The organism is Nesterenkonia natronophila, from assembly GCF_003595215.1.
GTDB classification, from domain to species: domain Bacteria; phylum Actinomycetota; class Actinomycetes; order Actinomycetales; family Micrococcaceae; genus Nesterenkonia; species Nesterenkonia natronophila.
The window spans coordinates 700538-721693 of record NZ_QYZP01000001.1; the positions used below are offsets into that span (position 1 = coordinate 700538).

Here is a 21156-nt window from a genome sequence, read left to right on the forward strand (position 1 = left end):
CCCGCTCAGGTTTGGTCAGCCTCGGTCGCATCTCCACCGGGAGGCATGGAACCACCGAACAACGGTTCGAAGTCAGGGCGTTTGGCGGTGATGCCGTCGCCGGAGGAGCGGCCCCGCAGTCGGCGTATAACCCAGGGAAACAGGTGCTGCCTGGCCCAGATGGCATCGTCCACGCGAGCCTCACGCCAGGTGCGCTCAGCCGGAAGTTCTGGCTCCACTGGATCCAACTGGTGGGGGATGTTCAGAGTGTCCAGCATCATACGGGCGATCGTGTGATGCCCTAAGGGTGAGAAGTGCAGCCGATCCTTGTCCCACATTTTCTTTGCGGTGAGTTCGCGCAGGCTCCACATGTCGGCGACGACCGCATCATGCCGTTTGGCGACTGTGCGCACATTCTCGTTGAAGATCGCTACCTTGGCGCGGATGGAGCCCATGACTGGGGTATCGCGCACATCGGGGCCGTTGAACAGGACGATCGTCGCTCCGGTGGTGCTCAGCAGCTGCACCATGGTGTCAAGGATCCGTGCCGTCTCATCTGGGTCCGAGCCGGGCCGGATCACGTCATTACCGCCAGCGCAGAGGGTGATGAGATCGGGCCGCAACTCCAACGCGGGGGCCACCTGTCCGTCCCGAATCTGTTCGATCAGCCTGCCCCGAACCGCGAGGTTCGCATAGGCGAAGTTCTCTGTGCCGTTTGCGAGTTCCTGCGCCACCCGGTCGGCCCATCCGCGATGGGACCCGGGCCGGTCCGGGTCAGGATCGCCGATGCCCTCAGTGAACGAGTCTCCCAGTGCCACATACCTCAGCCAAGGGTGCTGAACCGTCGCCGGGGTGAGGCTCTCCGGAATGCCGGGTTCAGGCGTTTCCTCGCTGTGGGGTCCACTGGGGTTCACTCTGGCCATTGTTCACCACACCCTCAGCAACGTCCATCATCCTCTGGGATGATCCTGGCGTCTGCGGGGTCTCGGGTGGCACCGCACAATTCTGTTCCGGCAGCTACGTAGGATGTCCTTATGACTGCTGACTACACGGTGGAATGGACACGGCGGGAATCGGAGCGTGAGGGCACCCCGTTAGCGGTGTTGCTGCACGGCCATGGTGCCAACGAGCGTGACCTGCTCGGTATGGTTCCGGGGCTGCCCGATGAGCTGACCTATGCGTCAGTGCGCGCTCCGGTATCTATGGGTTTCGGCGCCTACACATGGTTCGACTTGGATGTGGAGCGGCTGGCGTACTCCTCGGCCGCCGCGCGCCAGGCTGTGGAGGACCTGTGGGAGTGGCTCGACTCGGTGCGCGGCCAGCACAGCTCGGTGACGCTGATCGGCTTCTCCATGGGCATGGCGCTGGCCACCAGTCTGCTGCGGATCAGACCGGAGGCGTTCCAAGCCGCAGTGGGGCTCTCTGGCTTCGCTGTGGACCCTCAGCGTGGAGAGGGGATCGAAGATTTCTTCAACGACGAGGCCCTCAGCAGCCACAAGATTCCGTTCTTCTGGGGGCGGGACCAAGCTGACCCCATCATCCCTGAGGAGATGGTCGAATACACCCACAAGTGGGCCAACTCAACGGTCAACTTGACGAAGGTGCTTTACGCAGGTGCGGGTCACGGCGTCGTGCCGCAGGAGATTTCCCATGTCGGCGAGTTCCTGCGGATGGAGGTTCTTGGGCGCCGAGTCAGTGCTCAGCGGTGACGCTGAGCACCGCCTGAGGAAGCCCGTAGTCCTCGCCGTGGAACTCCACCGTCTGGCCAGGGCGGATCTGAGCGCCGCGTCGGGTCTCCACCTCACCGTCCACCAGGACGGCGCCTTCGGCAATCAGCTCCCGGGCGACAACCCCGTTCTCGACCACTCCAGCCAGCTTCAGCAGCTGGCCAAGGCGGATCATACTGTCCCGGATCGGCACCTCTATGTTCTCGCGCATGGTTCCATCCTTCCACGAGGCCCGGTCTACGCTTAATTCCATGTCCTTCGACCGCTCCACGACGCCGCCGGCGCGCTCACCCTTGGCATGGTTGGGTCTGCTGTCTGCCATGATTCTGGCAGGGATGGCTATACCGGGGCAGGGACGTGTCAACGCGGCGTTGTCGGCCGAAACCGGGGACCCATACCTGGCGGCCCTGCTCAGCTTCTCCATCGGCTTCGTGGTGATGTGCGCAATCGCTTTCCTCACACCTGGCGGGCGGCGCACTATGGCCCGGGTGCGCCCGGCCATGCGCAGCGGTGCCGTCAAATGGTGGTACTTGCTAGCCGGGTGCGTGGGTGGGTACTTCGTGCTGACTCAGACGCTGACCATCGGGATGATCGGGGTGGCGGTGTTCACCGTAGCCGTGGTGACCGGCCAGACCGTCGGGGGTCTGGTCTGGGACCGGGTGGGACTCGGACCCACGGGGCGCAGACGAATCAGCCCCATGCGATTTCTTGGTGCCATTCTCACGGTTATCGCTGTGGCCTGGGCCGTGTCACCGCAGCTTTCCGGGACCGACCGTGAACTGGTCTGGCTGCTGCTGGTGATCCTCCCGTTCTCCGGAGGGTTTCTCAACGCTGGGCAGCAGGCTGTCAACGGTCGGCAGTCCGCGGCGTACCGCAGTCCCATTCCGGCCACCTTCTTCAACTTTGGGGCGGGGTCAGTGCTGCTGCTCCTTGTCTGGAGTGGCAAGTTGCTGTTCGCCGGTGGGGCACCCGGATCGTTGCCCACAGCCTGGTGGTACTACATCGGGGGACCGCTGGGTATTGTGTTCATCGCGGTAGGTGCCCTCCTGGTGACGCAGGTCGGGGTGCTGGTCGCGGCGATGGGCATGATCGCCGGTCAGCTCCTGGGGTCCCTCCTGCTTGATGTGGTGGTTCCCGCCCCTGGCTCAGTGGTGACAACCGCCACAGTGCTGGGCACTCTCATGACCCTCGTCGCCGTCGTCGTGGCCTCACTGCCGGATCTGATGCGCGGTCGCGGCAGATGACTGGGCACCCTTTCAACGCCCATCGGCGGTAAGCTGGCCTGCGTCGTCCCGATCACGTGTCCCTCAGGTTCCTGAGGCCAGAGCTCAACCACGAGGAGTTTCTCCCCACCATGGCCAAAGAGTCCACGCTCGACAAAGTCACCAACCTGGCCAAGCGCCGCGGTTTCGTCTTCCAGTCGGGAGAGATCTACGGCGGCTCCCGCTCCGCATGGGACTACGGTCCGCTCGGCACAGAGCTGAAGGAGAACATCAAGGCCGAATGGTGGCAGACGTTCGTTCGTGGACGCGGGGATATGGTCGGCCTCGACTCAGCAATCATCCTGCCAGCGGCAGTGTGGAAGGCCTCCGGGCACCTGGAGACCTTCACCGACCCGCTGGTCGAATCCCTGCACACACACCGGCGCTATCGCGCCGACCACCTCATTGAGGCCTACGAGGCTAAACACGGTCACCCCCCTGAGAACGGACTCGCCGACATCCGCGACCCGGAGACTGGGCAGCCCGGCAAATGGACTGAGCCGCAGCAGTTCTCTGGCCTGATGAAGACCTACCTGGGACCGGTGGACAATCAGGAGGGTCTGCACTATCTGCGCCCCGAGACTGCGCAGGGCATCTTCGTGAACTTCGCCAATGTGGTCACCTCCGCGCGCCGTAAGCCCCCGTTCGGCATCGGCCAAATCGGCAAGGCGTTCCGCAATGAGATTACCCCCGGCAACTTCATTTTTCGCACCCGTGAGTTCGAGCAGATGGAGATTGAGTACTTCGTTCCGCCGCAGGAGGCTGGCAAGTGGTTCGATCAGTGGGTGGAGGCCTGCGAAGCCTGGTTCACAAACCTGGGTCTGAACCCGGAGAATCTGCGCCGATTCGACGTGCCTGATGACGAGCGCGCCCACTACTCAGCCAGCACTATCGACTTGGAGTACCGGTTCGGTTTCCAGGGTTCGGAGTGGGGTGAGCTGATGGGCATCGCCAACCGCACCGACTATGACTTGGGCACACACATCAAGAACTCCGGCAAGGAGCTCAGTTACTTCGATCAGGCCAGCGGAGAGCGCTATGTGCCCTATGTGATTGAACCCAGCTTCGGTCTGACCCGGTCCATGATGGCCTTCTTGGTCGACGCCTACACCGAAGACGAAGCTCCTAACACCAAAGGCGGCACCGATGTCCGCACGGTGCTGAAGCTGCACCCCAAGCTGGCGCCGGTGAAGGCCGCCGTGCTTCCACTGTCGAAGAAACCCGCTCTGGGTGAACCTGCCCAACGCCTTGCCGATTCACTTCGCAGGCACTGGAACATCGACTACGACGACGCCGGGGCCATCGGTCGGCGGTATCGCCGTCAGGACGAGATCGGCACGCCGTTCTGCATCACCGTAGACTTCGACACCCTGGAGGACCAGGCGGTGACCATCCGCGATCGGGACGCGATGACCCAGGAGCGTGTCGCGCTGGATCAGGTCCAGCGCTACCTCGCGGACCGGCTGCTGATCTGATCCTGCTACCCGGCTCCACGGGTGCACATTGCGTTGCACGCTGAAACGGGTCTACGCTAGCTGGCGATGTTGCCGAACGCGCCCTCGGGCCAGCCCACACTGACTCTCGACTCAGGCCTCACCGTCCGGCCCTGGGCCGAAGGGGATGACTTGAAGCTCCTAGAAGTGTGGGGCGATCCTGAGAATCCCATGCACCACCGTGACCGGAGCTTGCTGCGGCCGTCCTCCAACGAGCCCTGGTCGCGGTGCATCGTGGCTGAGGACAACGGCGTGCCCCTGGCCGCGGCCACCATCTTCCGCTCTGCACTGCACCCGGACCGATTGTCCTTCTACGCTGAAGTCGCGCCCGAATACCGGCGCCGAGGAATCGCGGTGCAGCTGCTGCAGATTCTTGAGGCCGAGATCCCCAACTGTGAAGTCCAGAGCCTCAAAGCCCGTTGCGCCAAAGGCTCAGCGGCCCAGTGCTTCCTGAAGGACAACGGCTTTCGCAAGGTGCAGCACTCGCGGGAGGTCATCATCCAGCCCGGGAGCCTGCCCGTTCCGGACGTGGAGAACCTGGCGATTGACCTGGAGGAGATCGCCACCGGCTCCGTGGAGCTGACCCAGCTAGTGACCGATTTCTACAACGCGGTTCACGGGTGGGACCGCGCCGAGATGACCATAGGCCGGGCCCAGCAGATGCTGTTGGCACCCGAGTCCGGAGCGACGGGCGCCGTCGTGCTCCGCTCCACCGCTGATGAGCAGAAGAAGCCGATCCTCGCCTTCGCCATCAGCTACACGCCCGAGCGCACCGAGGATCCCGCTGACGTGCTGCTGGGCTGGGACCCGCAGCTGGGTCAGGAGCAGGCGGAGTACGCGGTGCGGCAGCTGTTGGGTCTGGTGGCCGCACGCTACCCGGTCTCAGTAGAAGTCGACGACTCGATGGTGCCGCTGAAGCGCGTCACCGACGAGCTCGCCGCCGACGATGAGGTCGAGGTGGACTTTGAAGCCCTCATCTACGCCAGGGACGCCAGCTGAGCCTGGACACCTGCACTGGCTGAATGAAGGTGCGGCGCGGGGTCATGCCGTCCTGGTGTCTCAGGGGTGGCACCGGCGCCCCGCCCCGATAGCCACGTGACATCGGCGCCCCGCCCCGATAGCCACGTGACATCGGCGCCCCGCCCCCATATTTTTACCCCGCCTTCCCGGTCTTACACCGCGCTGTAGGGTTTACACCGCGCTGTAGGGAAGGGGCAAGACCGGCAATGCGTGGTCATTCGAGACGATTGGAGATTTGCGGCGGAGGAGGCCGCGGTCTCCAACCCCCGGCCCGCTGCTCCAGGATCGGGCGCTTCACCACGCCACATGCGGTGGCTTGACCAGATACGGACAATGGAAACGTGACAGAGACTCTCAACAACCCCACGCGTCAGGCTCTGCTGCCAGCGCTCAAGCTGGGGCCAATCACCGTGGACACTCCGGTAGTCCTCGCCCCGATGGCCGGCATCACTAACACTGCTTTCCGCCGTCTGTGCCGGGAGTACGGTGGGGGACTGTACGTCAATGAGATGGTGACAGCCCGCGCCCTGGTGGAGCGCCGACCCGAGTCACTGCGCATCATCAAACATGAGCCCGATGAGGTTCCCCGGTCCGTCCAGCTCTACTCCGTGGACCCCGTGACCACCGGGCATGCGGTGCGGATGCTGGTAGAAGAGGACCGAGCCGATCACATTGACCTCAACTTCGGCTGCCCCGTCCCGAAAGTCACCCGCAAAGGCGGCGGCTCAGCACTGCCGTGGAAGATCCGGCTTTTCGAATCGATCGTTGCCACCGCTGTGCGCGAGGCTTCCCGGGCCAACATTCCGGTCACAGTCAAGATGCGCAAAGGGGTCGACGACGATCACCTCACTTATCGTGAGGCAGGTCGAGTGGCTCGTGATTCAGGTGTGGCGGCGGTGGCTCTTCATGGGCGCACGGCACGCCAGCACTACTCCGGGCAGGCGGATTGGGACGCCATCAGACGTCTTCGGGATTCTCTGCCGGACCTGCCGGTGCTCGGCAACGGTGACATCTGGTGTGCCGAGGACGCGGTGCGGATGGTGGAGCAGACCGGGGTGGACGGCGTCGTCGTGGGCCGTGGCTGCCAGGGCCGCCCGTGGCTGTTCGGTGATCTGCAGGCGGCGTTCGAGGGTCGCGAGGACCGGTACCGCCCCGGCGTTGAGATGGTCTGCCGCACCCTGCTCCACCACGCCCAACTGCTCATCCCGTACTTCGACGGTGACGAGCGCAAAGCGATGCAGGACATTCGTAAGCATGTGGCCTGGTACTTCAAGGGATACCCGGTGGGGTCAGCCTTGCGCACCCAGCTGGTCACGGTGGAGTCGCTGCAGCAGCTGCAGGACCTGCTCGGCCAGCTTGACCAGAGTCTGGGGTACCCGGGAGAGGCCGCGGAAGGTCCCCGCGGCCGCGCAGGGTCGCCCAAGAAGGTGCACCTGCCCCAGGATTGGCTGGCGTCCCAGGAGCTCAACGCCGACCAGCAGGAGATGATTCAGGCCGCGGAGGTGGACATCTCCGGGGGATAGGCTTGACGTCATGAGCGTGCGGAACGTAGAGCGTATCGAGGGTCAGTATTCGGCACTTGCCCCCGGATACTCCGAGGCCGATGAGGACCGCTGGGTCCCTGAGCACGGGAAATCGGTGTACCGCTCCAGCTTCGAACGGGACCGCGCGCGCCTTCTGCACTCCTCGGCCCTGCGCCGCCTGGGTGCGAAGACCCAGGTGGTCTCACCCAGCAGCGATGACTTCTCCCGCACCCGGCTGACACATTCGCTGGAAGTCGCTCAAGTGGGTCGCGAGTTGGGGCGGATGCTCGGGTGTGATCCGGATGTGGTCGACGCTGCCTGCTTGTCCCATGACTTGGGCCACCCGCCTTTCGGCCACCACGGAGAGAAGGTGCTCAATGGGCTGGCCGGTCACATCGGCGGTTTCGAGGGCAATGCGCAGACTCTGCGGATCCTCTGCCGACTTGAGACCAAACGCTTTCATCCGGACGGCAGGTCGGCGGGATTGAACCTCACCAGGGCCAGCCTGGACGCCGCGGTGAAGTACCCCTGGCGGGCCCATGAGGCGCCGCTGGCCCCAGATGGCACCCGCAGCCAGAAGTTCGGGGCCTACGAGGACGACCTGGACGCCTTCACCTGGATGCGCGCCGGGGTGGTGGGCACGCGCAAGTCCATGGAGGCCCAGGTGATGGATGCCGCTGATGACATCGCCTATTCGGTGCATGACGTCGAGGACGGCATCGTCAACGGACGCTTCCAACTGAAGTTTCTCCAGGACCGGGTCCAACGGGCTCGCGTCATCCAGACCGTGCAGGAGTGGTACCTGCCCGGGACCCCGGAGGACCAGGTCGACGCCGCCATCGGCCGCCTGGAGGCCAACGAGAACTGGGTGAGGGAGTCCGACGGATCCCGGCGCGCCCTCGCAGCGCTGAAGAATATGACCTCAGAGCTGATCGGGAGGTTCTGCCACGACTTCTGGTCAGCCACTCGCAACATTCACGGGGAGAAACCCCTGGTGCGGCACGAGGCCGATCTGGTGCTCCCCGATCAGACACTGCAGGAGATCTGCGTGATGAAGGGGATCGCCGCACACTACATCATGGCCTCCCGTGAGCAGCTGCCGGTGTACAAGCGGCAGACCGATGTGCTGGAGGCCCTTCATGGGCTCCTGATGGAGACGGGGGACCGGTTCCTGGAGCCGCCCTTTCAGGCAGACTTCCGTTCCGCGGTCGACGACGCCGGCAGGCACCGCGCCATCATCGACCAGATCGCCTCGCTCACCGACGGAGCGTGTCTGGAATGGTATGCGACTCTGGTGAAGGGGCAGCCTGTCACCAATGCACTGTTCGTCTGAATTCGTAAGCGTGAGCTGTTTCATGCTCGAAACACGCTGCAGGGTAGTCTTGGGTTTGGTCGCCACAACGGGGTGGTGACTGTTGAGACAACCTCGGAAGGCATTGATTGATGTTCTCAAAGATCCTGGTGGCCAACCGCGGCGAGATCGCCATCCGCGCACTGCGCGCAGGTGTGGAGTTGGGGGCTCGCACTGTCGCCGTCTATCCGCATGAGGACCGCAACTCTCTGCATCGGCAGAAAGCTGACGAGTCCTACAGAATAGGCGACGAGGGCCACCCGGTGCGCGCGTATTTGGATGTCGAGGAGATCATACGCGTGGCCCAGCATTCCGGTGCTGAGGCCATCTACCCCGGGTACGGTTTTCTCTCCGAGAACCCCGATTTGGCGCGTGCAGCAGAACGGGCCGGAATCACCTTCGTGGGACCGCCAGCTGATGTGTTGGAGTCCACCGGAGACAAAGTGAGGGCGCTCAGGGCCGCCAAAGCCGCAGGGATCCCGGTCCTGGAGAGCTCCGAGCCGTCCAAAGATGTCGACGAACTTACTGCCGAGGCCGAACGGATCGGTTTCCCGGTGTTCGTCAAAGCCGTCGCAGGCGGCGGTGGTCGCGGTATGCGCCGCGTCGAGCGCCGTGAAGACCTTACCGATGCGTTGAAGGCGGCTATGCATGAGGCGGATACCGCATTCGGCAACCCCACTGTTTTCATCGAGATGGCAGTGGGTCGGCCCAGGCACATCGAAGTGCAGGTGCTGGCTGATGCGCAGGGTAACGTCGTCCACCTCTTCGAACGAGACTGCTCGCTGCAGCGCCGCCACCAGAAGGTGGTGGAGATAGCTCCGGCGCCGAACCTCGATGAGGAGGTGCGGCAGGCTCTGCACCGTGATGCTGTCGCGTTCGCCAAAGCTATGAATTACCGCAACGCTGGCACTGTGGAGTTCCTGCTGGAGACCGTCGGTGAGCGTGCGGGACAGCATGTTTTCATCGAGATGAACCCGCGGATCCAGGTGGAGCATACGGTCACTGAAGAGATCACCGATGTGGATCTTGTTGCTTCCCAGATGCGCATCGCTGCCGGTGAGTCCCTGGAGGATTTGGGGATCCGGCAGGAGGGGCTGCGAGTACGCGGTTCGGCTCTCCAGTGCCGAATCACCACCGAGGACCCGGCCAACGGCTTCCGGCCCGACGTCGGCACGATCACGGCTTACCGGTCCGCCGGTGGTTCAGGAATTCGGCTCGACGGCGGCACCGCGTATGCGGGGGCGGAGATCAGTCCGCACTTTGACTCGATGTTGGTGAAGCTCACCTGCCGCGGCCGGGACTACCTCACTGCGGTGGCACGGTCCCGCCGGGCACTGGCCGAGTTTCGGATCCGCGGAGTCGCCACCAATATCCCGTTCCTACTCAATGTGCTCAGCTCTGAGGAGTTCTTGGCGGGTGACACTGCCACCGACTTCATCGACAAGCACCCTGAACTTGCGAGAGCCAACCGCTCTCAGGACCGTGGTTCCAAGGCGCTCCAGTACCTCTCGGACATTACGGTGAACCAACCTCACGGGCCCCGGGTCCATGGCTTGGACCCGCGCGACAAGCTCCCAAAGTTCCCCGGCGACAAGCAGGAGGAGCCAGACCGCTCACCCTTCGACGGGCCTTCGGAGCAACCGAAGCCGCACGGGTGGAGAGACGTGCTGCTGGCCGAGGGACCGGAAGGTTTCGCCAAGACGTTGCGCGGGACCAAGGCTCTGGCCGTGACCGACACTACCTTCCGCGACGCCCACCAGTCGTTGTTGGCCACCCGGGTACGCACCCGTGATCTGCTGGCCGCGGCACCGGCTGTGGCTCACGTGACGCCGGGCCTCTTCTCCGCGGAGGTCTGGGGCGGTGCCACCTACGATGTCGCTCTGCGGTTCCTCTCCGAAGACCCCTGGGATCGGCTGGCCTGGTTGCGCGATGAGATGCCGAACATCCCTCTGCAGATGCTGCTGCGTGGTCGCAATACCGTCGGTTACACCCCGTACCCGCTGAAGGTTACGGAGGCGTTCGTCGAAGAGGCCGCCGCCACGGGTGTGGATATTTTCCGCATCTTTGACGCGCTCAATGACGTGAACCAGGTCATACCAGCCATCGAGGCGGTTCGGTCCACCGGCACCGCAGTGGCAGAAGCCGCTCTGTGTTACACCGGTAACCTGGCTGATCCGCAGGAGACTCTCTACACACTGGACTACTACCTGCAGCTGGCGCAGCGGATGGTCGACGCCGGTGCCCACATCTTGGCCATTAAGGACATGGCAGGACTGCTGCGCCCACAAGCGGCGAAGACCCTTGTCACCGCGCTGCGGGACGAGTTCGACCTCCCAGTTCACCTGCACACTCACGACACGGCTGGGGGCCAACTGGCAACCCTGCTCGCTGCCGCTGAAGTGGGAGTCGATGCAGTCGACGTGGCGACAGCGTCGATGGCTTCGACCACCTCGCAGCCTCCGGCGTCAGCGCTGGTGGCGGCCCTGGAGAACACTGAACGAGACACTGGCCTGGGATTGGACGCAGTGGCGTCCCTGGAGCCGTATTGGGAAGCGGTGCGGGGCATCTATGCGCCGTTCGAATCCGGTCTTCCCGGGCCCACAGGTCGGGTGTACCGGCACGAGATTCCCGGAGGGCAGCTTTCCAACCTGCGTCAGCAGGCGATGGCGCTGGGCCTGGGGGAGCGTTTCGAGCAGATCGAGGATATGTACTACGCCGCGGATAAAATGCTCGGCAGACTCGTGAAGGTGACCCCGAGCTCGAAGGTGGTGGGTGACCTCGCCCTGCAGCTGGTAGGCCTGGGAGCAGATCCAGCAGAGTTTGAGCAGAGCCCCGGCGAATATGACCTGCCCGATTCGGTGATCCAGTTCCTGGCCGGACAGTTGGGAGACCCACCGGGCGGCTGGCCGGAACCATTCCGCACCAAGGCGTTGGAGGGCCGGACCCTCAAGCCGCTGGCCGAGGATCTCGCCGAGGGCGACGCCGCGGCACTGGACTCCGATTCGGCGACCCGACGAGCTGCTCTGAACCGGCTGCTCTTCCCCGGCCCCGCAGATGATTTCTTGGCGGCTCGGGAGAAGTACGGCGATATCCATGTCCTGCACACTCGTGACTACCTCTATGGGATGACTCCTGGACATGAGCACGTGATCTCCCTGGGCAAGGGTGTCCGTCTCCTGGTGACCCTGCAAACAATCTCGGAGCCGGACGAGAAGGGAATGCGTACGGTGATGTGCACCCTCAACGGTCAAGCCCGTCAGGTGATGGTCCGGGATGAGTCTGTGGAGTCTAAGGTCGCTGCCGCTGAGAAAGCGGATCCGAAGAACCCATCTCATGTGGCGGCACCCTTCGCAGGTGCAGTCTCAGTTCAGGTGGATGAGGGCGATGCGGTGGAGGCCGGTCAGACGATCGCCAGTATTGAGGCGATGAAGATGGAGTCCGGCATCACCGCACCCTCGGCCGGCACAGTGGCCCGCCTCGCCGTCAGCGGCGTGCAGCAGGTGGACGGAGGGGACCTCATTCTTGTCTTGAAATAGCGGACGTCGCCTCCACCGAAGGGTCAATGTGGTTTCAACAGTCATGAAAAACACACTGAAACCTCTACTTAGGTGCGGGCACCACCAATACCGGACACACCGAGCGATTCAGTACCGCCTGGCTCACTGACCCCAGCATCAGCCCGGCGAACCCACCATGGCCACGCGTTCCGACCACGACGAGCGCAGCCGTTCTGGAAGCTTCTGAGAGCACTCCGGGAGCTGAGCCGTCGAAGAACTGCCATCTCACAGTGACTGTGGGAAACTCATCCGCAACCCGTTGGGCCGACTCGCGAAGATGTGCGGCATACGGCTGACGAAGATTGGGGACTTTTAGATTGTGCTCAACACTGTCTGCATACCAGTGACCAGCTGGATTCAACGGCGCCGCTGATAGCAGGGTGAGAGGGCGATCCAGCAACGCAGCGGCCTGGCCCGCCGCGTGCACGACTTCTGCGGTGCTGTCGCTCACATCAACCCCCACAACAACCTCAGAGTCGAAGTTCAGATCGCTCGTCACGTTGGCAAACTCGCGGCGCTGGTAGCGACGGGGGCCGGACTCCTCTACTTGGGAGACCGGCTCTGCTGCGGCAGCATCGTCATGAGGGAGGTCCTGAGGCTGAGCCAACAGCTGATCTGTCGATTCGCTTTCCCACTTCTGCGGGACGACCAACGTTGGACAGTGTCCATGGGCGGCAAGCTTGGACGACACACTGCCCAAGAAGCGGCCTGCGAATCGGTTGCGACCACGCTTGCCCACAACCGCCAACTCGGCCGAATGGCTCTCCTCGACCAACGTGCCCCCAGGGTCACCTTCGCTCGCCCGGATGGTGACTTCGACCCCTGATTGCTCGGCTCTCTCTGCATAGCCGGTCAGCATCTTCTCGGTCTCTTTCATGGACGTTTCGAGGTATTCGGTCATTATTGGCACAAAGTAGGCGTCCGTGACCACAAGTTTCGGGAAGGTCCCCACCAAGCGCAATGGCAAGTTCCGCTGCTTCGCGATCCTCATGCCGGCTCGGAATGCGCGCTCACTGTCCGCTGAGCCATCAATCCCGACCAGAACTCCAGGGACATGGTCGCTGCCAACTTCATGTGAAGAATCCATAAGCTAATGATACCTCTATTACGATGTTGTATGCAGAAAATCCAGGTCAGAATAAAAGAGTCTCAACCATCAAATAATTTAACTTTGATGGTGCATCAACCTACAGTGAGCGCCTGGCAGGCCGTTCACGAGAAAGTCTCTGGCTGATCACTGAGCCTCTTGTCCTCCATGTCGGGGACAACCATGACAGGTCCGGCGGCGCGCAGGAGCACCTCACGAGAAACCGACCCCAGCAGTGCTCCAGCAAACCCGCCGCGGCCGCGGGTCCCCATCACTGTCAGCTGGGCCTGGGAAGTTGCCCTGCTGAGCAGCGTGACGGGTTCTCCCGGCTTGACTGCCGCCGTAATGACCAATGATGGGTAGTGTCTGGCCATCCAGTGCACTTCGGCTTGGAGGTTTCTGTCCAACTGCGAGTGGCGCCGACCTAGCATCCCCCGATCTGTGGTGCTGAGTTCCGGGTACCAATCCATCCAACCTTCGAGAGACGGAAGAGCCATCAGCATGTGCAGATTGGTTCCGCAGTTCTCCGCCGTCTGTGCCGCGTGCAATGCTGCGACTCTGCTACGCTTCGACCGGTCGATACCGACGATCACAGGACGTTGATCCGGCGGTGGCACGAAGCGAGCAGCTCCTTCTGCATCACTGATCCCGTACTGCCGGTGCACCACCACAGTGGGGCAGTGAGCATGCGCGGGTAACGCTGAAGCGACCGACCCCATGATCCGACCAACGAATCCGCCGCGGCCGCGTGACCCAATCACCACCACTTCAGCTACAGCGGAAAGGTCCACCAGGACTCCGGCAGCGTCTCCACGCTCAACCCGGTAGAAGACCTTGCCGGGGTAATCGCGAAGGTAGGTGCGCGCTTTGGCAAGCACGGACTTGGCCGAAGCGGCCGCTGCTTGGGCCTCCGAGTTCTCAGAATCCTTGGCGAGGAAAGAGTAAGCGGGGGACGACACGGTGTATGCGGTCACCACCGTCAGCGCCCGTCCACTTCTTTGGGCGGCCAGGGCGCCGTAGTGCAACGCCTGGAGGGCCTGGGTGGAGCCATCGAAGCCCACTAGCACGGCGGCATCGCGCAATGCCGGGTCGAAGACAATGGGTTGCTGCGATGCATGAATCTCGCTCATTATGGGATCACCACCGCCCGGCCGCGTAACTCGCCATCATGCAGCTTCCGGTAAGCCTCCGGCCCCTGATCCAGGCTGAAGGATTCAGTCTCCACTCGAAGCTGGTCGGTGCGCGCCAACTCGAAGACCTCCATCAGCTCGGGCCGCGAACCCCAGTAGGGGGCTCGGAAACGCGACCCGAAAGGTTGGCCTAGGAGACCCACGGTGGTCTCCACCGATCCGGCCCCGACCAAGACGAGGTCAGTGAGGGGGCCGCTGAGCGATCGAGCAATCTTCAGCACGGGTTCATTGGTGACAAAGTCGAACACCGCGGCAACTGGCCCCGGCCCCACCGCGGCAGTGATTCGTGCCCCAGCTTGATCATCAGAGAGGAAGGCGTGGTGAGCCCCGACCTCTCGAGCGAAGTCGAGCTTGGTCTGACTGATGTCTAGCGCGATCACGGTCGCTCCGGTCAGCGTGCGCAGAAGCTGCACAGCCATGTGCCCAAGACCGCCGACACCGATCACCACCGCCACACTTCCTGGGATCAGCACATCCAGTGACCCTTTTATCGCGTGGTAGGGCGTCAACCCCGCGTCAGTCAGCGCCACGGTGGCCACCGGATCGAGCTCCCCCAACGGGATCAGCAACCGGGGATCCTCAACGATCATGTACTCCGCCATGGCGCCGTCTTTGCCCAGCCCCGGAGGATAGATTTGGAGATCAGCGGCGTGTGGACAGTAATTCTCCACACCTCGGGCACAGCTGTGGCAACGCCCGCACCCCTGGGGGCCGTAGACCGCCACAGGATCACCTACACTGATTCCCGAGGCGCCGCTGCCAAGCTCCTCGACCACTCCCACCGCCTCATGCCCCAGTGTCATAGGCAACGGATATCCAAAGGCCGAATATTGGTCCTCTGTCAGCCCCATGACGAAACTGTCCGAGTGGCATGCGCCTGCAGCGGTCACCCGCAATAGGACCTCTCCGGGACCAGGTGCAGGAATCGGCACATCACGCACCTCCGGCGGTTGACCGACAGAGACATATTGCAGTGCTTTCATAAACAAAGCCTCCTTAGAGCCACCTTCCTCGAATGAGACCCACAGGTCTAGGGCCATAGGTCCTATAGGTCAGACGCGGGATCATGCTTGTGGCCCTAGTTTCACAGGGTGAAGCGGAGTAGTGTGGCGCCCATGGACACCTCGCCATCGGTCCCCAGAACAGAAATTCTGGATGCGCAAGATTGCTGGGATCTGCTGCGAAGCGTTTCGTTGGGTCGGCTGGCTGTGTGGTCAGAAGATCATCCCGAGATTTTTCCACTGACGTATCTCATCGATCGGCAGACAGTTGTTTTCCGCACCGGGACTGGAACTAAGTTGACTGCGGCCCTCCGGGGGGCGCCGGTCGCATTGGAGGCCGACGGTGTGGATCCCCGAACTAATGTCGCCTGGAGCGTTGTTGTGAAGGGCCCGGCAACAGCGATAGATAAGGGCGGCAGTTTTCTGGCCAGTTCGGCGCATCGACTCGTGCCCTGGGAATCCGGGTCAAAGGACCATTTCGTGCGCATCACGCCCGAAGCCGTCACTGGTCGGCGTTTTTCCGTGGCACCGCCCCACGCTTGGGATATTTCGTTGGATGATGCCACGAGGTCAGGCCTGGAATAGCAGAGACACACACAAAGGACCGAGGGAACATGGTCACTCCAGCAGTGCCGAATGTGTCTGTGTTTTTCGTCTCGGATCATACCGGCATCACCGCCGAGACGCTCGGCGCTGCTCTGCTGGGACATTTCACCGGCGTCATATTCGATCGCCGGACCTTCTCCTTCGTGAATACCCCGGCGATCGCACAGGCGGTGCTTCGCGAGGCCCTCGCAACGGGCTCGAGAACTGTCCTGCTCACGACGGTGAGTGCCCCTGACGTCGCGGCAGAACTGACCACGGGCGAGTGCGCCGTCGTGGACCTCCTAGCCGGACATCTGTCTCAACTGGAGAGAAGTATTGGCGTGAAGAGGAACCTGGCGCCGGCTAATCCTCATGGGGTCGGAGACCCCGGTCGCTATCACTCGCGGATGCAGGCGGTCGAGTACACCATGGAGCACGACGACGCCCAAAGCGTGCGAATGTTGGATCTTGCGGATCTCGTCATTCTTGCCCCCTCACGATGCGGCAAGACCCCGACGGCGCTCTACTTGGCCCTCCACCACGGGTTGCGGGTGGCCAATTACCCCCTCACTGAGGACGATTATCCCGAACTGGAGCTGCCGAAGGCGGTCGCGCCCCATGCCGCACGCTGTTTCGGCCTCACCAGCACGCCGCAACGACTTAGTCAGGTGCGTCAGGAACGCCGCCCGGGCAGTGTGTACGCAAGCCTGCCTCAGTGCCGTCAAGAACTGCGCTGGGCAGAGAATCTCTATCTTAGGCACCGCATTCCAAGCCTGAACTCCGAGGCCATGAGTGTCGAAGAGATCGCAGCAATCATCCTGCAAACGATGAACCTGCGCTGCAGCACCCCTATGAGGACTCAGTGAGGAGAAACAGGTGAAAGATCTACTATGGCTCAACGAAGTATCCCTGAAGGACATCGCCCAAGTCGGCGGGAAGAATGCCTCGCTCGGCGAGATGGTGGCCCACCTGTCTGAGGTAGGCGTTCGGGTCCCAGGTGGTTTCGCGACCACGGCGGACGCCTACCGGCAATTTCTCGCCCACAACGGACTTGATCGAAGGATCCAGGAGGCGCTTGGGGCACTGGATATCGAGGACGTTGCGGAGCTCGCCCGTGTCGGTGCGCAGATCCGGTCATGGATCCATGAGCAGCCATTGTCCAGTGAGTTGGAGCATCAAGTCCGGCACGCTCACGAGATTCTTATCGCAGAGGATCCTGAGCCTGACTCAGTGACGTGGGCGATTCGTTCAAGTGCCACGGCAGAGGACCTCCCGGACGCGTCCTTCGCGGGTCAGCAGGAGACTTACCTGAACATCGGGGGAGTCGAGAACGTTTTGGCCGCCCTGCACAGTGTCTTCGCTTCTCTCTACAATGATCGTGCCATCGCGTACCGCGTTCATCACGGCTTTGCTCATCAAGAAGTTGCTCTCTCGGCGGGTGTGCAGCGCATGGTCCGAGCTGACGTGGGGGCCTCGGGCGTCATGTTCACAGTCGATACAGAGACTGGATTCGACCGTGCGGTGTTCATCACCAGCGCCTATGGCCTGGGCGAAGCTGTGGTTCAGGGGGCAGTCAACCCTGACGAGTTCTACGTCTACAAGCCGGCTCTGCGCGGGGGGCATAAAGCCATCCTGAGCCGATCGCTCGGGGAGAAGGCTGTGGCAATGCGTTATGCCGCTGGCCGTGGGGTGGAAAGCAGCACGGTGTTTGAAAGAGTGGATCCCGCAGACCAGTCCAGATTCTCGATCACCGATGCTGAGGTCGCCGAGCTCGGTCGCTACGCTTTGGTGATCGAGGACCACTACGGCAGACCGATGGATATTGAGTGGGCACGGGATGGGATAGACGGCAAGCTTTATATCCTGCAGGCACGTCCGGAGACGGTGGTGTCTCAAGAATCAAGTCACGTGGTGCGCCGTTTCGTGCTCCACGAGCGTGGTGAAGTGCTGACCAGCGGTCGCGCAATCGGCCAGCGCATCGGAACGGGTCCGGTGAAGGTCCTCAAGTCGGTGGCCGATATGGAACGGCTGCAGCCAGGGGACGTGCTGGTTGCTGAGGTCACAGACCCAGACTGGGAGCCAATAATGAAGCGCGCCTCGGCGATCGTCACCGAGCGTGGTGGACGCACCTGTCACGCGGCGATCCTCGCGCGCGAACTTGGTGTTCCAGCGGTGGTGGGAACGGGGGATGCGACTCATGCGCTCACCGATGGCGAGCCGGTGACGATCTCCTGTGCGGAGGGGGACAGTGGCATTGTCTACGCTGGCCAGCTCCGTTTCGAGGAAGAAGTGACTGACCTGAAGCGTATGCCGGAGGCGCCCGTGAAGGTCATGATGAACGTGGGCGCCCCGGAGCGTGCGTTCTCTTTTTCCCAGCTTCCGCATCACGGAGTGGGGTTGGCCCGTTTGGAGTTCATCATCAACCATCAGGTAGGAATCCATCCACGAGCACTGTTGGAACGTGACAGCCTGCCCGGGCAGTTGCGTCACCGGGTCGACGATAGGATCAGCGCGTATGCGTCACCGAGGGAGTATTTTGTGGGCAGGGTCGCCGAAGGTGTGGCAACTATCGCTGCCAGTTTCGCCCCCGAGCAGGTAATCGTACGATTCAGCGATTTCAAGACAAATGAGTACTCCAATCTGCTCGGCGGAGAGCTCTTCGAGCCGCAAGAGAGCAATCCGATGCTCGGATACCGTGGCGCGTCCCGGTATGTCTCCGAGGAGTTCCGGGAGAGTTTCGCGATGGAATGTGAGGCGCTCCGTTTTGTCCGTGAGGATATGGGCCTGGACAACGTGTCCATCATGGTGCCTTTCGTGAGGACCGTCCAGGAAGCCCACAGTGTCATTGAGCTGATGGCCAGGAACGGGCTTCGCAGGGGGCAACGAGGTTTGAAAATCATGATGATGTGCGAGCTGCCCGGTAACGCCCTGCTGGCAGAGGAGTTCTTGGAACACTTCGATGGGTTCTCCATCGGATCCAACGACATGACCCAGCTGATACTTGGCGTCGACAGGGATTCGGACCTTGTGGCCCACCTATTTGATGAACGTGACCCAGCTGTGCTCAAGGTCCTCGCCAATGTCATCGCAGTCTGTCGAGCGCGGGATAAGTACGTCGGCATCTGCGGCCAGGGACCCTCAGACTATCCGGATCTGGCCCAATGGCTCGTGGAGCAGGGCATTGATTCAGTGTCGCTGACCCCGGACACTGTGGTGCAGACGTGGCTCTCCTTGGCGTCGGAGGGCCAGTTGAATTAGGCGGTTTTCACCTTGCAGCTAACCCAGCCCCAACTTCGCCGGCGTCCTGAGCGAATCATATTGAGGTGCAATGTGTGCAGGCTCACGCTCCAACTCATCCACAGTCCATCCCGCGTATCTCAAGACGCCGTCGATCCCAGCTTGCTGAAAGACTGCTCGCTGCCGGGTGGCTCCGTTGCCGTGAGTCAGCAACAGCTTCAGCCCGGAGTGGACGCGGTCGGCGTCACCGAACTCTTTGAGGTAGGGCCACGCGTGATTGAGTGCCTGCCACACCACCACCTCGGCGGGACGCGGTGCGCCTGTGAAAGGGTCAAGAAGCCGAGCGTCCAAGCCATACTTCGCGGCCTGCCAGTGGGCCACGTCGAGCAATTCAGCCTCGGGTTGTTGGCGAGGAGGCCGGTCGATCGCCGCGCACACCAGGGCGCGGATGAGCGCAGCGAGCACCACCGCCTCCGGAGTCTGCAGCTGCACGTCACAGGCACGGACTTCGATGGTGGGGTGACTCCTCGACAACCGGGCAAGCCAACAGATGCCAGCGTGCTCGGCCACCACATCGGTCGCCAACAGGGCCTCAACCCGAGTCTGGTAGTCCGTGAAATCGTGAAAAGGTGGGGGCACACCGTTGACCATCCAACGCCGGTAGTGGATGCCTCGCCAGCTGGCGAAACCCGAGTCGCGGCCGCGCCAGAAGGGTGAATTTGCTCCGAGGGCGGTGAGGAGCGGAAGCCAGGGACGGATGCCGTTGAGTGCTTGCACCCCGGTCTCCGGGTCGGGGACGCTCACGTGGACGTGCATACCGTTGATGTATTGGTCTGCAGCGATTGCTGGTGCCAATTCGGTCAACTGCAGGTACCTGGCCTCCTCGCTCACAGCTGCATTGGGTTCGCCGATGCTGGGTGCGGTTCCCAAAGCAGCAGCGATCATGTCGAATTGTCCTGCCACGGACGCCAGTTTCCTCCGAAAGGTCAGCAGCGCCGAGGTCGCGGTGCCGACGTTCTCAAACACGCCGGAGGCGTGTTCGACCTGGCAGGAAAGCCACTCCCGAGAGGCGACCCCGCCGTGGGCTGTGATTCCTTGGAGAATGTTCGTCTCGTGGTTGGTAGGTGTTACTGGCAACATGAGGCGCCGACCCACCAAGAGGAACTCCTCCTCTATACCGATCGAGGTCATGAGGTCGGCGTGCCCTCTGCTTCGAAGGGCTCCGGGAGGTGTCGGGTGAGCCAAGCCGTCCCCGCGGTTGGGAGCGTCATCGAAGTCCTTTCACTCTCTGCCCACGGTCGTACGGGCTGACTCCACTGTGGGCTCCAGGTTCGGTAACGCCAAGGGCCATTGGTCCCACCAGTCCTACGAGACCTCATTCGGGGCTAGGCGAGGAGATTAGAGCGCCAGCAGCCCATCAACCACTTCGATAAGGTCCTCACCACGGACATCAGCGGCATGAAAGATCTCTCCGGGTTCCCCTTCGAGCCGAGAGCACCAACCGGCTAGTGCACCAACTTTCTTGGCGCCATGGCAGTCCCAAGCGTGCACCGCCACCAGCGCCATACGGTCCAATTCGCAGTTCAGAACCTTAGCTGTGTGATGGTACACATCAGGTGCAGGCTTCCAGACACCTACCGCATCGGAGGTCACCACGTGGTCGACGTAGTCCTCCAGCCCGGCTCCGGAAAGAAACGAGCGTGTGTTGTCCGGGTCCCCAACGGTAAGGCAGCCGATTATGACCCCGGCTTTGGAGAGTCTTTCCATCGCAGGGCCCGCATCCGGGAACGCCGGGACCTCGGCGAAACCCTGCAAGACGTAGTCAATAGCGTCCTCAGACATCTTCTGCTTGGTCTCAGTGCGGAGCGCCTGGCGGGCGGTTCGGGTGAAGTCCGGGTTGTCGCCGGCAAGGCTCAGCGCCATAGCGTCACGCTGGAATCGCATGAAGAACGGTCCCAGTACCGCAGCCGACTGCCCGACCTCCTCAAGTCTGACCCCGATGGGGTCAAGGTCGAGCAGAGTCTCTAGGACATCGAAGACAACGGCATCCACGCGACGAACCATGCGAGGCTCCTTCTCCACAGAGGCGGCGGACCTGCTAGTTGCCACAGTTTACCTCTAGCGCAGGTGACATTGTCGAATAG

Annotated in this window: 17 protein-coding genes; 10 read left to right on the plus strand and 7 right to left on the minus strand. The window is 62.5% G+C overall.

Features of this window, described 5'->3' with window-relative positions; all coding sequences use genetic code 11:
- Positions 1-5: 5 nt before the first annotated feature.
- On the minus strand, positions 6-848 hold the full coding sequence (locus tag D3250_RS03280; RefSeq protein WP_225973151.1) for an SGNH/GDSL hydrolase family protein: 843 nt from the start codon (positions 846-848) through the stop codon (positions 6-8).
- A 165-nt stretch (positions 849-1013) separates the two neighbouring features.
- Between D3250_RS03280 and D3250_RS03285 the strand changes: the two genes are divergently transcribed.
- The gene (locus D3250_RS03285; RefSeq protein WP_119901896.1) at positions 1014-1688 is read left to right on the plus strand and encodes an alpha/beta hydrolase; all 675 of its coding nucleotides are present in this window, start codon (positions 1014-1016) and stop codon (positions 1686-1688) included.
- On the opposite strand, the gene D3250_RS03290 is transcribed toward D3250_RS03285, so the two are convergent.
- On the minus strand, positions 1672-1917 hold the full coding sequence (locus D3250_RS03290) for an RNA-binding S4 domain-containing protein (protein ID WP_119902275.1): 246 nt from the start codon (positions 1915-1917) through the stop codon (positions 1672-1674). The genes D3250_RS03285 and D3250_RS03290 overlap by 17 nt on opposite strands.
- 40 nt (positions 1918-1957) lie before the next feature.
- On the opposite strand from D3250_RS03290, the gene D3250_RS03295 reads away from it, so the two are divergent.
- From D3250_RS03295 to D3250_RS03320, 6 genes are all read left to right on the plus strand, one after another.
- Positions 1958-2950 (plus strand): DMT family transporter, encoded by a 993-nt coding sequence (locus D3250_RS03295; RefSeq protein ID WP_192892549.1) that lies wholly within the window; start codon positions 1958-1960, stop codon positions 2948-2950.
- 110 nt (positions 2951-3060) lie between these two features.
- Complete coding sequence (locus D3250_RS03300) at positions 3061-4443, plus strand: glycine--tRNA ligase (protein WP_119901898.1); 1383 nt, start codon at positions 3061-3063, stop codon at positions 4441-4443.
- Between the two features lie 66 nt (positions 4444-4509).
- Positions 4510-5460: a GNAT family N-acetyltransferase gene (locus tag D3250_RS03305; RefSeq protein WP_119901899.1), complete on the plus strand. Its 951-nt coding sequence runs from the start codon at positions 4510-4512 to the stop codon at positions 5458-5460.
- A gap of 362 nt (positions 5461-5822) precedes the next feature.
- Positions 5823-7004, plus strand: a complete 1182-nt coding sequence (gene dusB / locus D3250_RS03310) for a tRNA dihydrouridine synthase DusB (RefSeq protein ID WP_119901900.1) — start codon at positions 5823-5825, stop codon at positions 7002-7004.
- A 10-nt stretch (positions 7005-7014) separates the two neighbouring features.
- Positions 7015-8337: a deoxyguanosinetriphosphate triphosphohydrolase gene (locus D3250_RS03315; RefSeq protein WP_119901901.1), complete on the plus strand. Its 1323-nt coding sequence runs from the start codon at positions 7015-7017 to the stop codon at positions 8335-8337.
- A 110-nt stretch (positions 8338-8447) separates the two neighbouring features.
- Positions 8448-11891 (plus strand): pyruvate carboxylase, encoded by a 3444-nt coding sequence (locus D3250_RS03320; RefSeq protein WP_119901902.1) that lies wholly within the window; start codon positions 8448-8450, stop codon positions 11889-11891.
- A 64-nt stretch (positions 11892-11955) separates the two neighbouring features.
- On the opposite strand, the gene D3250_RS03325 is transcribed toward D3250_RS03320, so the two are convergent.
- From D3250_RS03325 to D3250_RS03335, 3 genes are all read right to left on the minus strand, one after another.
- Positions 11956-12999 carry a universal stress protein gene (locus tag D3250_RS03325; protein ID WP_119901903.1) on the minus strand — a complete coding sequence of 348 codons (1044 nt, stop codon included), beginning with the start codon at positions 12997-12999 and terminating at the stop codon, positions 11956-11958.
- Between the two features lie 125 nt (positions 13000-13124).
- A complete protein-coding gene (locus D3250_RS03330) occupies positions 13125-14129 on the minus strand; it encodes a universal stress protein (protein ID WP_119901904.1) in 1005 nt (334 codons plus the stop codon).
- The gene (locus D3250_RS03335; protein WP_119901905.1) at positions 14129-15172 is read right to left on the minus strand and encodes an NAD(P)-dependent alcohol dehydrogenase; all 1044 of its coding nucleotides are present in this window, start codon (positions 15170-15172) and stop codon (positions 14129-14131) included. Before D3250_RS03335 ends, D3250_RS03330 begins: the two co-directional genes overlap by 1 nt.
- A gap of 132 nt (positions 15173-15304) precedes the next feature.
- Between D3250_RS03335 and D3250_RS03340 the strand changes: the two genes are divergently transcribed.
- The 3 genes from D3250_RS03340 to ppsA are packed head-to-tail and all read left to right on the plus strand — an operon-like array spanning position 15305 to position 19033.
- On the plus strand, positions 15305-15775 hold the full coding sequence (locus D3250_RS03340) for a pyridoxamine 5'-phosphate oxidase family protein (RefSeq protein WP_119901906.1): 471 nt from the start codon (positions 15305-15307) through the stop codon (positions 15773-15775).
- A gap of 29 nt (positions 15776-15804) precedes the next feature.
- Positions 15805-16641: a pyruvate, water dikinase regulatory protein gene (locus D3250_RS03345; RefSeq protein WP_119901907.1), complete on the plus strand. Its 837-nt coding sequence runs from the start codon at positions 15805-15807 to the stop codon at positions 16639-16641.
- 10 nt (positions 16642-16651) lie between these two features.
- Positions 16652-19033, plus strand: a complete 2382-nt coding sequence (ppsA, locus tag D3250_RS03350; protein WP_119901908.1) for a phosphoenolpyruvate synthase — start codon at positions 16652-16654, stop codon at positions 19031-19033.
- A gap of 18 nt (positions 19034-19051) precedes the next feature.
- Here ppsA and D3250_RS03355 read toward each other — a convergent pair whose 3' ends face one another.
- A complete protein-coding gene (locus tag D3250_RS03355) occupies positions 19052-20203 on the minus strand; it encodes a carboxylate-amine ligase (RefSeq protein WP_119901909.1) in 1152 nt (383 codons plus the stop codon).
- Positions 20204-20410: 207 nt separating this feature from the next.
- Positions 20411-21076, minus strand: a complete 666-nt coding sequence (locus D3250_RS03360; RefSeq protein WP_119901910.1) for an HAD-IA family hydrolase — start codon at positions 21074-21076, stop codon at positions 20411-20413.
- Between the last annotated feature and the right edge of the window lie 80 nt (positions 21077-21156).